This is a genomic window from Pectobacterium sp. HCp5_1, assembly GCF_032905925.1.
In the GTDB taxonomy this organism is placed as follows: Bacteria; Pseudomonadota; Gammaproteobacteria; order Enterobacterales; family Enterobacteriaceae; genus Pectobacterium; species Pectobacterium brasiliense_A.
On the sequence record NZ_JAUMIO010000001.1, the window covers coordinates 255,252 to 269,077 of the forward strand.

The window sequence follows — 13,826 nt, forward strand, 5'->3', positions numbered from 1 at the left end:
TGACTATAATGCGACAAATGCCGTTCGTTATATCGAACGGCATTTTTTTATATGTATCGCACTAATCCGCCCGCCCACGGGCCAGCCACAGCACGCGGGAGAACATGCTGCGGATAAGCGGTGGGATTGCCTCGCTACCCATCGCTGCGGCTTCCATCGCGACTTCAATCGCCAGGTCTGGCTTGGACGACCGATGAATAGCCTTGATGATGATTTTATGCATCGAGAGCGGCACTTTTTCCGGCAACTGCGCGATGCGGTGATAAACGTGACTGAATCCCTCACGGTACATGTAGTGTTCCATGTCCGATGCGGGCAAGACGGTCAAATGATCGCGCTCGCTCTCGTCCTGTACGGTTAACATGCTTTTCGCCGTCGCGGCATACTTTTTCCCCGCATCGTCGCCATCGACCAGCACATGCCATTCAATCCCCATACGACGTGCGAACCTCAGCAATGGCCGGAGCCCGGACTGGGCAAATTCAATCACTTTCACCCCTTCCGCCTCAAAATGATGTCCACATTGGCGCGCCAGTTCATTCAGCATCCAAACTTCGGTTTCCCCTTCCACCAGCAGCCAGCAGCGGGCAAAGAGTGACGCGGGTCGATTCATACGAATGTGAAACGCAATGCGTCGGCTATCTTCAGCACTCATACCCTGACGACCAATACGGTATGTCGCCACCCGTGAGGATTCCCGCACCAGACGACACACCTGCTCCATCGGCACCAGCGACAGCAGCTCGCCCGAATTCGTTGTTGTGACCTTTTGGAGTGGCAACTGCACCAAAAGCCCCCAGGCGACGGATAGCATAATCGGGTGCAGCCGGGTTTCCGGGTCTTCAATCAACAAGAGCGGACGCGCATGGGGATCCAACGCCACCGACCCTTTCGCCTGTAGCAGCGTAGAAAACAATTCCAGCAGGATAATCCGGCGACTGCGGCTATTCGGGTCAGCAATCAGGCGATTGATGTTATCCAGCGATCGCCACGATTTACCGTTATGCGTTCGCGCATGCCGATGATGGCGCCGGTCATTACCCGTGGCGTTCTGCTCGGAAAAATAGTGCTCCAGCAGTTGCCGCATCGCCACCAGACCCTGACGCAGCTCTTTATCCGTCAGCTTCTGCGGATTTTGCACCAGCTCGCGCATCAGTTGCTCAAACTGCTGAGCCAGCTTTTCATTGCTGTTATCTAACGTCGCGGCCAGCGTCCCGGAGCGCAAACGCCGCATAAAACGCGCATCACGCAGCCGCAGTACCGGATGCAGGCGGATAATTTCTCTGGCCAGTTCATCAATATCATCCAGTGGTATCGGGTGCCCGTCAGCGTCCAGAAAGCTACGCCAGGTGAAGACCGACTGGCTTTCGTCGACCTCACCTTCTAACCGATAAAAAACGCGGTATAGCGACGCTTCGCCCTCCACCCACACGGGGCTAAGCGAACGGTAGCGAGGGGATAAATGATGGCCAGGTGCCGTCTCGCAAAACGTGAAAATAACCTGAAGATGCTTTTCCCGACTATTTTCATCTCCCGGCGTGAAGTGAAAATCCTGCATATCAAAATGGTAAAGCGGCAACGTCGGTGCCAGCAGCAGCGAGAGCGCATCCAGCAGGCTTGATTTCCCCCAGGCGTTCTCACCAATCAGTACGTTGTTCTCGTCCAGCGTCAGCGACAGACGATTGATTCCCCGAAATCCCAGGATTTCAATACTTTCCAGATGCATCTTTCTCTCCTGTAGCAGCTGCCTGCGAGTTTCTGCTGCAAAAATGCTCAGTGTATAGAATATCCTGCCAGACAGCGCTTTACTCACTTCGATAATTTGTTTAATTTTAATAGATTATCGTTTTTCTTCCCGCCAAGTGTAGCCGATGAATCCTACGATGTTGTCAACGAACGCACGGTTTGTCTTTCCGCTGTGTCGATGCCTATCGGGGTAGAACTGAAGAAGAAAAGCCTCATGGTTTAACGACGGGCCCCTGCCAATCCTAAAATACGGGTTAGCGCCGTTTTTCTCGCGTAAGGACATCAATTCTGTGATGTATTCAGGATTATTAATTATTTTATTACCGCTCATCATTGGCTATCTGGTACCGCTGCGCGGGTATCGATGTCGTGCCTGCTGCCATCGTACATGGTTTCTTATTAAGCCTCGCGGCTCCCATATTGATGGCGTTATTTTCTTCATAAGCGCACACTGAACACCGTTTTCCCCCTCGTTTATGGGCTGTGATTGAGAGTGATTTTCATTGCCCATCACCAAACTTGCGCTAAATCAAATTTACCTAAAGTTGCAGTAAAAAAGCCTTTTTACCTGCCTCGGCTAACACTATGCTTTAAAACAAGCATTTTAAATGCAACTTAAAAAAGGAAGTCATTATGTTTTGTGTGCAATGTGAACAAACGATTCGTACCCCTGTTGGAAACGGCTGCTCTTACGCGCAGGGCATGTGCGGCAAAACCGCAGAAACCTCCGACCTGCAAGACCTGCTGGTCGCTGTGCTGCAAGGGCTTTCTGCTTGGGCGCTGAAAGCGCGCGAGTTGGATATCATCGATCACGATGTCGACAGCTTTGCGCCACGCGCCTTCTTCTCTACGTTGACCAACGTTAACTTCGATTCTCAGCGCATTATTGGCTACGCACAGGAAGCCATTACACTGCGCGAGTCATTGGCTGTTCGCTGCCGTCTGCACGATGCCACCGTGACCGTCGATCACCCAATGGCAGCCCTGCAACTGGCTGGTAACGATATTCCGACCTTACTGCAACAGGCGGCAGACTTTGCGCTGGACAGCGATAAAGCCAGCGTTGGTGACGACGTTCACGGCTTGCGCATGCTCAACCTTTACGGCCTGAAAGGTGCGGCAGCTTATATGGAGCACGCCCACGTTCTCGGTCAGTATGACAACGCGATCTATGCCGAATATCATGCTTTCATGGCATGGCTGGGCACACAGCCATCCGATGTTGACACCCTGCTGAACAACGCAATGGGCATCGGTAAAATGAACTTCAACGTTATGGCGATCCTTGACCATGGCGAGACCCATGCTTACGGCCATCCACAGCCGACTTCCGTCAACGTCCGCCCAATTGCGGGTAAAGCGATTCTGATTTCAGGTCATGATCTGAAAGATCTGCGCATGCTGCTCGAGCAAACCGAAGGCACCGGCGTGAATATTTATACCCACGGCGAAATGCTGCCTGCACACGGTTACCCAGAGCTGAAAAAATTCAAGCATCTGGCGGGCAACTACGGCAGCGGCTGGCAGAACCAGCAGACTGAGTTTGCCAAATTCCCTGGCGCAATCGTCATGACCTCCAACTGTATTATCGATCCAAACGTAGGTAACTACGGCGACCGCATCTGGACGCGTAGCATCGTAGGCTGGCCGGGCGTGAACCACCTGGAAGGCGACGATTTCAGCCCGGTTATCGAACAGGCACAGGGTCTGGCTGGTTTCCCATACAGCGAAATCGAGCACATGATCACCGTCGGATTTGGTCGTGAAACGCTGTTGAGCGCTGCGGATACCGTCATCGATCTGGTTGCACAGAAAAAACTGCGCCACGTCTTCCTGGTTGGCGGATGTGACGGTAGCCGTGAAGAACGTAGCTACTTCACGGACTTTACGCTAAACGTTCCGCAAGATTGCCTGATCATGACGCTGGCCTGCGGTAAATACCGTTTCAACAAACTGGACTTCGGTACGCTGGAAGGCCTGCCGCGTCTGCTGGATGTCGGCCAATGTAATGACGCCTACGCGGCCATTATTCTGGCCGTTAAGCTGGCGGAGAAACTGGGCTGTGGCGTGAACGATCTGCCGCTGAGTCTGGTGCTGTCCTGGTTTGAACAGAAAGCGATTGTCATCCTGCTCACCCTGCTGTCCCTCGGCGTGAAGAATATCTACACCGGGCCAACGGCACCGGGCTTCCTGACGGACAACCTGCTTGCCATCCTGAACGACAAATTCGGTATGCGAGCGATTACCACCGTTGAACAGGACATGAACACCATTCTGGCCGCTTGATGAATCAATGCGGACGGAGGAGCGCGTTCCTCGTCATGCAGCGTGAGGTATCGGCATTGATGCCTCACGCTAAGCCCACTGTTTTATGGGCCGCCAGTTTTACACGCTTCACCGTACCCGTTTGTTATGGAGATTGATTATGACCATGCCCGCACTACAGATTGGGCCGACACCGCTGTGTTCTAACCGCATGCAGGTACATTCGATTACTCAGGAAACGCCTGATGTCTGGACGATTTCACTGGTTAATCATGATTTTTATCCGTATCAGCCGGGTCAGTATGCGTTAGTCAGCATTGCCAACAGCGCGGAGACGCTACGGGCTTATACGATTTCTTCTTCACCGGGCCTCAGCCGTTTTATTACCTTGACGGTAAGAAGACTCGACGACGGTGTCGGTTCCCGCTGGCTGACCCAAGCGCTGAAAGTCGGTGATTATCTGTGGCTGTCCGATGCACAGGGCGAGTTTACCTGCGCCAACGCGGTCAGCGATCGCTACCTGATGGCGGCAGCAGGCTGTGGCGTCACGCCGATTATGTCGATGTGCCGTTGGCTGCTGGCAAATAAACCGCAAACCGATATCCACGTTATTTTCAACGTGCGCAATCCGCTGCAGGTGATCTTCGCCAAAGAATGGCAGGATCTGGTGCAGCGTTATCCGCAGCAGTTGCATCTGACGCTGATGGCAGAGTTTGACGCTGCGCCCGGTTTCCTTTCGGGACGTATCAGCGGCGACCTGCTGGTCGAACACGTGCCGGATATCGCCAGCCGCACCGTGATGACCTGCGGCCCGGCACCGTACATGAACCAGATTGAAACATTGAGTCAGCAGCTTGGCGTTGCCTCAAACCGCATCTTCAAAGAACAGTTCCGCCCGGCAGATGAAGCACTGGATGACGATGCCGATCAGCTCACGCTGACCATCAGTCGTCCGCTGAAAAATCTGCGCGTTCCGGTAGGCATCAGTCTGCTGGCCGCACTGGAAGCCAATAAGGTGCCAGTTGTCGCCGCCTGCCGCGCCGGTGTTTGCGGGAGCTGTAAAACCCGCGTGCTATCCGGTAATTACACCACCAGCAGTACCATGACGCTAACACCAGCCGAGATCGAACAGGGCTATGTTTTGGCCTGTAGTTGCCAGTTGCAAGGCGACACCGTTCTGGCCTGATATACCCGCGTTTTACCCCCTTCTGCCTGGTAGCCTCGGCTATCGGGCAGGTAGGTCATGTTAAATGACGCTGGGTTTCAGGCGAGTATTAACGCCATAGTTTTCATCGCTTTTGCCCTTTCCCCATTCATCTTTTGCCGATTTGTCTTTTCCTGATTTGTCTTTTCCCGATTTGCCCTTTCCCGATTATAGTAAGCCATGGTTATATTTTGCTGTGGAGCCACTGGCACATGACATCCCCCTCAGCCCCGATCCTGATTCTGGGCGCAACTGGCTACATTGGCCGCCATTTAACCGAGCGCTTGAGCAAACAAGGCAACCGAGTCATCGCTGCCGGTCGGAATATCGAATCCCTCGCGTCGCGGCATTGGCCGGGCGTCGACTGCCAACAGGTTGATCTCGCTAAGCCAGAAAGTTTGCCTGATGGCCTGTGGGGCGCGGAAACGCTCTATTATCTGGTGCACAGCATGGGCGACGGCGCGGACTTCGTCGCAAGAGAACGGATGACCGCCATGAATCTGCTGCTGGCACTAACCTCCAGCAACGTAAAACAGATTATTTATCTGGGGTCGCTTCAGGCGAAAGACGATACCTCACCGCACATGCAGGCACGCCAGATCACGGGCGATATTTTACGCAGCAGCGGTATTCCCGTCACAGAGCTGCGTGCGGGCATTATTATCGGGACCGGTTCGGCGGCGTTCGAGATCATGCGCGATATGGTCTATAACCTGCCGATACTGACGCCGCCGCGCTGGGTGCGCTCTAAATCGTCCCCTATAGCGCTGGAAAACCTGCTGGTGTATTTGATCGGCATCGCACAGCACCCCGCGACAGAAAACCGCATCATGGATGCCGCAGGCCCCGAATACATCAGCTACCAGACCATGTTCGAGCGTTTCATTCAGATCAGCGGCAAGCGCCGGTTGCTGATTCCCGTTCCCATGCCGACGCATCTGGTGTCTGTTTGGTTCTTGCATCTGGTGACCTCGGTTCCTCCCTCCATCGCCCGCGCCCTAATTCAGGGGCTAAAACACGACTTACAGGCCGATGGCCGCGAATTGCAAGCATTAATCCCACAAACGCTAATGAGCTTTGATGACGCCGTGCGCCTCACGCTGCAAAGCGAAATGGAGAGCGTACAGCAGGCGGACTGGGGCGATGACACCGAGGTGCGCGCGCGCTGGAAGCCGAATTACGGCTTTTACCCTAAACAGGCGGGCCATACGATGGAGACGCCCGCGTCCAGTCAGGCGCTCTGGCAGGTCATCCAGCAAGTCGGCGGGAAGGAAGGCTATTTTTACGCGAATACACTGTGGAACATCCGCGCCCGGCTGGACGATCTCTGCGGTAACGGCGTGACTTATGGACGCCCCGAGCGTCCAACGCTGGAAGTGGGCGACAAGATTGACGGCTGGAAGGTTATCTCGATCAAGCCACAGCGTCAGCTGGTGCTGCTATTCGGCATGAAAGCACCGGGGCTGGGGAAACTCAACTTTACTATCACGGATAAAGGCACTCACCGAACCGTGGACGTCCGCGCCCGCTGGCACCCTTCCGGGTTCAACGGGCTGGTTTACTGGTTCCTGATGATGCCTGCTCATCTGTTTATCTTCCGTGGTATGGCGGCGCGTATTGCGAAACTGGCAGAAAAGGAAACGGTTTAGCGGCTGCCGTATTTCTCCAGCAGCGCGTCGACAATCGCTTCACTCTGCGCATCCGGCTGGCCTTGATAGTTCTCGGGGCGGAAATGCATTTGGAAAGCGGCAATCACCTGCCGCTTCTCACGCGCGGCCATCGTGTCCTGCACCGAGTAGCCATAACGCCCCAGCTTTTCCAGCAGAACCGCTTCATCCACTGGCTGCAACGGCAAACGTCCATTCAAATAGAATGCTACCCGCTGCGCATCCGGCCAGGCCCCCACTCCCGCTTGCGCAAGCGCTTTCCACGGGAAGAGTGGCCCGGGGTCTTGTTTGCGCTGTGGGGCGATATCGCTGTGCGCCACCACGTTCTGCGGCGCAATCTGATAGCGATCAACGATATCGCGGGCGATCGCGGTCACGAGCTGAATTTGCGAGGCGGTAAACGGTTCCCACGTATAGCCGGTTAGCGTGCGCTGATAGCCCGCGTTTTCGATCTCAATGCCAATCGACGAATTATTCAGCCGACTAAACCCACGCCAACTACTGGCTCCCGCATGCCAGGCAGCCTGAGATTCCGGCACCAGTTGCCAGGCAAGTGGCTTACCGTGCTGCAAAGGTGGATGTGCTGGAACCAGATAATGCGCGCTGACGTGATCATCCGTCAGAATATTCAGCGAGGTGGCAAAGTCTTCCGCCGTATAATGAATCACCAGAAAGCGGATACGAGACTCCTGCGCTCGCGACTGCAATGCGGTCTCCAGCACATAATTATTCTGTTCTTTCAACGAGGAGGCTGACTGGCAACCTGCCAACAGCCCCAGCGCTATGCAGACCATCCATTTCAACATCGTTGTCCCACCGCTTTTTCACACCGTCTCTGGCAACTTGAAGTATGACGACTATAAGCCACTAGCGGCGAACCTTTACTGCGGTACCGCTAACGGTCACCATCAGCATGCTGCCGTCCTTCCCAACGGTTTCATAGTCAAGATCGATGCCTACCACGGCATTCGCCCCTAAATCTTCGGCTTGCTCCTGTAACTCTTTGAACGCAATCTGCCGCGCCTTACGCAGCTCTTTCTCATAGGCACCGGAACGGCCGCCGACGACATCGCGGATACTGGCAAAAAAGTCACGGAAGATGTTCGCGCCCAGAATGGCTTCGCCGGTCACGACGCCACAATATTCAGTAATGGTGAAGCCTTCCAGATTCGGCGTAGTGGATAATTGCATGTCGTCTCCTTTCACTGCTATTGGCTATATAGGGCGCGGCTCTGCTGGCATCGCGATGAGAAAGCACGTGCTCAGCCGTAAGTCACTATTTTGTGCTATTATTTAACCAACAAATCGCTTATTGGCAAATTTTAACCCACGGTGATTGCATAACTATTCTGCCGACGTTAACATTCGCCGCATCAATGTCTATTCAATTCTTACGCATGAGTATTCAACTAAACGGCATTAACTGTTTCTACGGCACATACCAGGCGCTATTTGATATCACCCTCGATTGTCCTGCGGGTGAAACGCTGGTTCTTCTTGGTCCCAGCGGCGCGGGAAAGAGCTCGCTGATACGCGTTCTTAATCTGTTGGAAATGCCACGTTCTGGCAAGCTTTCCATCGCCGGTAATCAGTTTGATTTTCAGCGCACGCCATCCGACAGCGCGATCCGTGAATTGCGTCAGAATGTCGGGATGGTGTTCCAGCAATATAATTTGTGGCCGCATCTGACTGTAGTGCAAAACCTGATCGAAGCGCCCTGCCGCGTGCTGGGGCTGAGTAAGGAAGAAGCGAAAGCGCGAGCAGATAAACTGCTGACACGTCTGCGCCTTAATGACTTTGCCGATCGCTTCCCTCTTCATCTTTCTGGCGGACAGCAACAGCGTGTCGCGATTGCCCGTGCGCTGATGATGGAACCGCAGGTTCTATTGTTTGATGAACCTACTGCCGCGCTGGATCCAGAAATTACCGCTCAGGTCGTCAACATCATCCGTGAATTGGCAGAAACTGGCATTACGCAGGTGATTGTGACCCACGAAGTTGAATTTGCCCGTAAAACGGCAAGCCGTGTGGTGTATATGGAAAACGGCCGCATCGTTGAACAAGGGGATGCGACGCACTTTACCCAGCCGCAGACGCCTGAATTCGCTGGTTATTTGTCACATTGATTACTATCAGGAAAATGATAATGAAAAAATTGATTGTTGCAGCCTTATTCGCCGTCGGTGCCGTCTCTGCTAACGCCGCAGATACCATCCGTTTCGCAACCGAAGCCTCCTACCCTCCGTTCGAATTTGTCGATGCCAATAACCAAATCCAGGGTTTTGATATCGATCTGGCCAATGCGCTGTGCAAAGAAATGCAGGCAACCTGCACGTTCAGCAATCAGGCTTTCGACAGCCTGATCCCTGGCCTGAAATTCCGTCGTTTCGAAGCTGTCATCGCGGGAATGGACATTACCCCTGAGCGTCAGCAGCAGGTGTCGTTCACCCAGCCTTACTATGACAACTCTGCTCAGTTTATTGCTCAGAAAGGGAAAGTTGCCGATATCGCCGCGCTGACAGGCAAACGCGTTGGCGTACAGAATGGCACCACCCACCAGAAATACCTGATGGAAAAGCATAGCGATATCAAAACCGTGCCTTACGACAGCTACCAGAATGCCGTGCTGGACCTGAAAAATGGTCGTCTGGATGCCGTGTTCGGTGACACCGCCGTGGTTAACGAATGGCTGAAGCAGAACGATGCGCTGGCAACAGTGGGTCAGAAAGTGACGGATAAAGGTTACTTCGGTATCGGTCTGGGCATCGCCGTGCGCCAGAACAACGATGAGCTGCTGAAAAAATTCGACACTGCGCTCAACAAAATCAAGCAGGATGGCACTTACGAGACCATCTACAAAAAATGGTTCCAGCAGTAATCTGACGCTCAATGATTGAATTTCAACCTCTTGCAAGCGCCGCCGGGATGACCGTCGGCCTTGCCGTTTGTGCACTGGTGCTCGGCCTCGTGCTGGCGATGCTGTTTGCCGTTTGGGAAACTGTCCGCTGGAAAGCCGTTAGCTGGACGGGAACCGCTGTCGTGACGCTGTTGCGCGGCCTGCCAGAAATTCTGGTCGTGCTGTTCATCTATTTCGGCTCTTCTCAGCTGTTGATGATGCTGGCAGACGGATTTACCCTGAATCTCTTCATCGTGCAGATTCCGGTAAAACTGGATATCGGCATGTTTGAAATCAGCCCCTTCCTGTGCGGCGTGATTGCGCTGGCGTTGCTGTATGCCGCCTACGCCTCCCAAACGCTGCGCGGCGCACTGAAAGCCGTCCCGCAAGGGCAATGGGAATCGGGTCAGGCGCTGGGACTCAGTAAATCCGCGATATTTTTCCGTTTGATCATGCCGCAGATGTGGCGTCACGCCCTGCCGGGATTAGGCAATCAGTGGCTGGTATTGCTGAAAGATACCGCGCTGGTGTCGCTGATCAGCGTGAACGATTTGATGCTGCAAACCAAAAGCATTGCGACACGGACGCAGGAGCCCTTTACCTGGTACGTTGTCGCGGCGGCGATCTATTTAATTATTACGTTGTTAAGTCAGTACGTGCTGAAACGCATTGAACTGCGCACCACGCGTTTTGAGCGGAGGCCTTCCTGATGCTCGCTTATTTACCTGAGCTTGTAAAAGGCCTGCACACCAGCCTGACCTTAACGGCGGTCTCCATCGTCGTGGCGCTGGTGTTATCGCTGCTGTTGACTGTGGTACTGACGCTCAAAACACCGGTCATCTCGCTGTTGGCGAAAGGCTACATTACGCTGTTTACCGGTACGCCGCTGCTGGTGCAAATCTTCCTGATTTACTACGGCCCTGGGCAATTTACCTCTATCCAGCAAATCCCCTGGCTGTGGAACCTGCTTTCACAGCCTTGGCTGTGTGCGATGGTGGCACTGGCGCTCAATAGCGCGGCTTATACTACGCAGCTGTTCTATGGTGCGGTAAAAGCGATTCCTGCCGGACAGTGGCAATCCTGTGCCGCGTTGGGCATGGATCAGAAGCAGACATTACGTATTTTGCTGCCATTTGCGTTTAAACGTGCGCTGTCTTCTTATTCAAATGAAGTGGTGCTGGTGTTTAAGAGTACCTCACTGGCTTACACCATCACGCTGATGGAAGTGATGGGCTACAGCCAACTGATGTACGGCCGGACGTATGATGTGATGGTGTTTGGTGCCGCAGGGATTATCTACCTGTGCGTCAACGGGTTACTGACACTACTGATGCGCTGGGTTGAGCGTCGTTCGCTGGCATTCGAACGCCGCAATTAATGCTTATTGCATGTATCCACTTAGAAAGCAGGCTTTGATAGCCTGCTTTTTTATGGCCTGCTGACGTAAAAACATGCAATAAATCGACTTATTAATCATTTTAATTGCATATAAATTCAATTAATGGCATGGTAATCGCCATGACGTCGGAACCCTTCCGCACATATATTCATACCCTAAATAATTCGAGTTTCAGGAAGGCGGCAAGAGAAGGCATCCCGATGAGCTTACTTGAGTAAGTGATTCGGGTGCGTGAACGCAGCCAACGCACATGCAACTTGAAGTATGACGGGTATGCACTATAAGAAAAACAGACAGGAGTAGGTAATGAAAAAATTAGTGCTCGCCACGTTACTGGCAGGAATCGCTTTCAGCGCCACCGCCGCAGACACCATACGTTTTGCATCATCAGCTACCTACCCGCCATTTGAGTCACTGGATGCCAGCAACGAAATCGTCGGTTTCGATATGGATCTGGCGAAAGCGTTGTGTAAGCAAATGCAGGCGACCTGTACGTTCACCAATCAGGCGTTTGACAGCCTGATCCCTGCGCTGAAATTCCGTCGCTATGACGCCGTGATTTCTGGTATGGACATCACGCCTGAGCGCAGCAAGCAGGTCGCGTTCACGCAGCCTTACTATGCCAACTCAGCCGTGGTTATCGCGCAAAAAGGGAAATTCAGCGACTTTGCCGCGATGAAGGGCAAACGCATTGGTATGGAAAACGGCACGACGCACCAGAAATACATGCATGATAAGCACCCGGAAGTGCAAACCGTTTCTTATGACAGCTACCAGAACGCGGTTCTGGATCTGAAAAATGGCCGTATCGATGGTGTATTCGGTGATACCGCTGTCGTCAACGAGTGGATCAAGACGAGCCCTGAACTGACAACGGTTGGCGAACATGTGACTGACGCGGAATACTTCGGCACCGGACTGGGCATCGCCGTTCGTCCTGATGACAAGGCGCTGTTGGAGAAACTGAATAAAGCGCTGGACGCCATCAAAGCGGACGGCACTTATAAAACCATCAACGACAAGTGGTTCCCGCAATAAGGTTCGATCTGCGCGGTGCGGTATCGTATGAAATCATGCATATAACGCCGCTTTTTTGTCGTCCAGGAGTAAAAAATTGCGCTGAGGTGATCGTTACCGTCGAGTGAGCGGCAGGACGCCGCGAAAGACAGTGCCGCGTCGGGAACGCGTCACTGGCGGCTCGAAAAGCGGGAACGATCGCCGAAGGCACCGCGCAGCGGCGCAATTCGCGCCGAAAGCCAGTGGTCAAGGAGCTGCGGCAATTGAGCGCTCCTTGTCGGGCGTGTGAGGAAATCATAGAAAAGCACCAGAATTGACACGCCCGAAACTTTCATACTGTCGAACATGGATACAACAACGTAGTAAATTGCCACCAAGATATTTTTTATTACATATAGTTATCGCTTATCAAGCGCGTTTCAATAACGTCAGCACTTCGTAATGTGCCGTGTGCGGGAACATGTCGAATAGCTGTACGCGTAGCGCGCGATAATTCGCCAATTCCGTCATGTCTTTCGCCATGCTTTCAGCGTTACAGCTGGAATAGAGAATATAGTCCGGTGCCATGCGGCTCAGGTAGGCGCACAGTTCGCTGCCGATACCACGGCGTGGTGGGTTGACTAATACCAGATCTGGAATTTCCGCTTTAGCGGTCGCGAACTGTGTAGAATCCAGCGCCTGAAACTCTACCTGCTTCAACCCTAACTGTTCCGCAGAGCGACGCGCGCAGGCTATCGCCTCGGCGCTGATTTCAATCCCCGTCAGACGCATCTCCGATGATGCACAGTGCAGGCCAAAACCCCCTACCCCGCAAAACAGATCCCACATACTGGTAATATTCAGCTCTGCCACCCAATCGCGAGCCGTCGCATACAGCGCGGCTGCCACCTGCGGGTTCGTCTGGAAAAAGCTTTGCGGACGGATATACAACGGCACCTGATTAAATTGTTCAGCCAGCGCGACAGCGTCACTCAGGATAATCTCCGTTTTCCCTTCCATAATCGCCTGATGCACGGGCTGAATATTGACGGATATCACCTCAAGCTGTGGCAACTGCTGCTGTAGCCAGGGCAATGCGGCACGCAGCTGTGCCAGCTTGGTTTCCGAGCGTAAGACAAAGCGCAGCATGAATGTACCGTGCTGCGTACTTTCCGTCAGCAGCAGGTATTTCAGCTCCCCACGGCGTCGAGCCACGTTATAAGGCGTCAGCCCCGCACGAGCGATGAAGACTTTAAGCACGTCGAAAATCAGTGCGAAGGTGGAGGGATAAAGTGGACAATCGCAGAGATCCACCGCTGTTCCATCACGATGTAGCATTCCCAGCAGCGGGCGTTCCACGCTGCCGCTCACCACCATTTTGGCTTTATTACGAAAGGCAGACTGGGCAGAAGGCTGCACGGGCAACCAGCACTGCACGGCATGCGGTTGCAGCAAACCTTCAAGATGCTGCTGCTTATCAGACAATTGCTGCGGGTAGGCTTTTTCCAGCCATTGGCAGGAACGACAGGTTCCCGTGCTGTAGCGGGCACAATGCATAAAAATCTAACTATTAAAATAATACGGAATGCGAGGATTATATCACCCTGACGGCGTCACCCTGCGACCTTTTGCCGATTTATGGGCGACGCCTTC

General features: G+C 53.4%; 13 protein-coding genes. 9 read left to right on the plus strand and 4 right to left on the minus strand.

Annotation, left to right across the window (positions count from 1 at the left end):
- Positions 1-61 precede the first annotated feature (61 nt).
- A complete protein-coding gene (locus tag Q3A88_RS01160) occupies positions 62-1,726 on the minus strand; it encodes an ATP-dependent endonuclease (protein ID WP_014915064.1) in 1,665 nt (554 codons plus the stop codon).
- Positions 1,727-2,079: 353 nt separating this feature from the next.
- Between Q3A88_RS01160 and Q3A88_RS01165 the strand changes: the two genes are divergently transcribed.
- From Q3A88_RS01165 to Q3A88_RS01180, 4 genes are all read left to right on the plus strand, one after another.
- A complete protein-coding gene (locus Q3A88_RS01165; RefSeq protein ID WP_410522751.1) occupies positions 2,080-2,190 on the plus strand; it encodes a LysO family transporter in 111 nt (36 codons plus the stop codon).
- 189 nt (positions 2,191-2,379) lie between these two features.
- A complete protein-coding gene (gene hcp / locus Q3A88_RS01170; protein WP_039287019.1) occupies positions 2,380-4,032 on the plus strand; it encodes a hydroxylamine reductase in 1,653 nt (550 codons plus the stop codon).
- A 139-nt stretch (positions 4,033-4,171) separates the two neighbouring features.
- Entirely contained in the window at positions 4,172-5,197 is a 1,026-nt protein-coding gene (hcr, locus tag Q3A88_RS01175; protein WP_094371378.1) for an NADH oxidoreductase, read from the plus strand.
- A 230-nt stretch (positions 5,198-5,427) separates the two neighbouring features.
- Positions 5,428-6,864 (plus strand): DUF2867 domain-containing protein, encoded by a 1,437-nt coding sequence (locus Q3A88_RS01180; RefSeq protein ID WP_233989659.1) that lies wholly within the window; start codon positions 5,428-5,430, stop codon positions 6,862-6,864.
- On the opposite strand, the gene Q3A88_RS01185 is transcribed toward Q3A88_RS01180, so the two are convergent.
- Positions 6,861-7,688 (minus strand): N-acetylmuramoyl-L-alanine amidase, encoded by an 828-nt coding sequence (locus Q3A88_RS01185; protein ID WP_233989658.1) that lies wholly within the window; start codon positions 7,686-7,688, stop codon positions 6,861-6,863. The genes Q3A88_RS01180 and Q3A88_RS01185 overlap by 4 nt on opposite strands.
- A 61-nt stretch (positions 7,689-7,749) precedes the next feature.
- Positions 7,750-8,073 carry a heavy metal-binding domain-containing protein gene (locus tag Q3A88_RS01190; RefSeq protein WP_014915058.1) on the minus strand — a complete coding sequence of 108 codons (324 nt, stop codon included), beginning with the start codon at positions 8,071-8,073 and terminating at the stop codon, positions 7,750-7,752.
- A 206-nt stretch (positions 8,074-8,279) separates the two neighbouring features.
- Here Q3A88_RS01190 and artP point away from each other — a divergent pair, with 206 nt between their 5' ends.
- From artP to artJ (Q3A88_RS01215), 5 genes are all read left to right on the plus strand, one after another.
- Positions 8,280-9,008, plus strand: a complete 729-nt coding sequence (gene artP, locus Q3A88_RS01195; protein ID WP_280927623.1) for an arginine ABC transporter ATP-binding protein ArtP — start codon at positions 8,280-8,282, stop codon at positions 9,006-9,008.
- A gap of 20 nt (positions 9,009-9,028) precedes the next feature.
- Positions 9,029-9,760: an arginine ABC transporter substrate-binding protein gene (gene artJ, locus Q3A88_RS01200; RefSeq protein WP_039500663.1), complete on the plus strand. Its 732-nt coding sequence runs from the start codon at positions 9,029-9,031 to the stop codon at positions 9,758-9,760.
- 11 nt (positions 9,761-9,771) lie between these two features.
- Complete coding sequence (artQ, locus tag Q3A88_RS01205; protein ID WP_015839956.1) at positions 9,772-10,488, plus strand: arginine ABC transporter permease ArtQ; 717 nt, start codon at positions 9,772-9,774, stop codon at positions 10,486-10,488.
- Positions 10,488-11,156 carry an arginine ABC transporter permease ArtM gene (gene artM / locus Q3A88_RS01210; protein ID WP_010277266.1) on the plus strand — a complete coding sequence of 223 codons (669 nt, stop codon included), beginning with the start codon at positions 10,488-10,490 and terminating at the stop codon, positions 11,154-11,156. Before artQ ends, artM begins: the two co-directional genes overlap by 1 nt.
- 327 nt (positions 11,157-11,483) lie before the next feature.
- Entirely contained in the window at positions 11,484-12,215 is a 732-nt protein-coding gene (gene artJ / locus Q3A88_RS01215; protein ID WP_039275497.1) for an arginine ABC transporter substrate-binding protein, read from the plus strand.
- A 387-nt stretch (positions 12,216-12,602) separates the two neighbouring features.
- On the opposite strand, the gene rlmC is transcribed toward artJ (Q3A88_RS01215), so the two are convergent.
- On the minus strand, positions 12,603-13,730 hold the full coding sequence (rlmC, locus tag Q3A88_RS01220) for a 23S rRNA (uracil(747)-C(5))-methyltransferase RlmC (protein ID WP_317177258.1): 1,128 nt from the start codon (positions 13,728-13,730) through the stop codon (positions 12,603-12,605).
- Between the last annotated feature and the right edge of the window lie 96 nt (positions 13,731-13,826).

What these genes read in the sequence shown, in the direction of transcription:
- Q3A88_RS01160 (WP_014915064.1), bottom strand. Translation starts at nt 1,726, where the DNA reads ATGCATCTGGAAAGTATTGAAATCCTGGGATTTCGGGGAATCAATCGT.
- hcp (WP_039287019.1), top strand. Translation starts at nt 2,380, where the DNA reads ATGTTTTGTGTGCAATGTGAACAAACGATTCGTACCCCTGTTGGAAAC.
- hcr (WP_094371378.1), top strand. Translation starts at nt 4,172, where the DNA reads ATGACCATGCCCGCACTACAGATTGGGCCGACACCGCTGTGTTCTAAC.
- Q3A88_RS01180 (WP_233989659.1), top strand. Translation starts at nt 5,428, where the DNA reads ATGACATCCCCCTCAGCCCCGATCCTGATTCTGGGCGCAACTGGCTAC.
- Q3A88_RS01185 (WP_233989658.1), bottom strand. Translation starts at nt 7,688, where the DNA reads ATGTTGAAATGGATGGTCTGCATAGCGCTGGGGCTGTTGGCAGGTTGC.
- Q3A88_RS01190 (WP_014915058.1), bottom strand. Translation starts at nt 8,073, where the DNA reads ATGCAATTATCCACTACGCCGAATCTGGAAGGCTTCACCATTACTGAA.
- artP (WP_280927623.1), top strand. Translation starts at nt 8,280, where the DNA reads ATGAGTATTCAACTAAACGGCATTAACTGTTTCTACGGCACATACCAG.
- artJ (WP_039500663.1), top strand. Translation starts at nt 9,029, where the DNA reads ATGAAAAAATTGATTGTTGCAGCCTTATTCGCCGTCGGTGCCGTCTCT.
- artQ (WP_015839956.1), top strand. Translation starts at nt 9,772, where the DNA reads ATGATTGAATTTCAACCTCTTGCAAGCGCCGCCGGGATGACCGTCGGC.
- artM (WP_010277266.1), top strand. Translation starts at nt 10,488, where the DNA reads ATGCTCGCTTATTTACCTGAGCTTGTAAAAGGCCTGCACACCAGCCTG.
- artJ (WP_039275497.1), top strand. Translation starts at nt 11,484, where the DNA reads ATGAAAAAATTAGTGCTCGCCACGTTACTGGCAGGAATCGCTTTCAGC.
- rlmC (WP_317177258.1), bottom strand. Translation starts at nt 13,730, where the DNA reads ATGCATTGTGCCCGCTACAGCACGGGAACCTGTCGTTCCTGCCAATGG.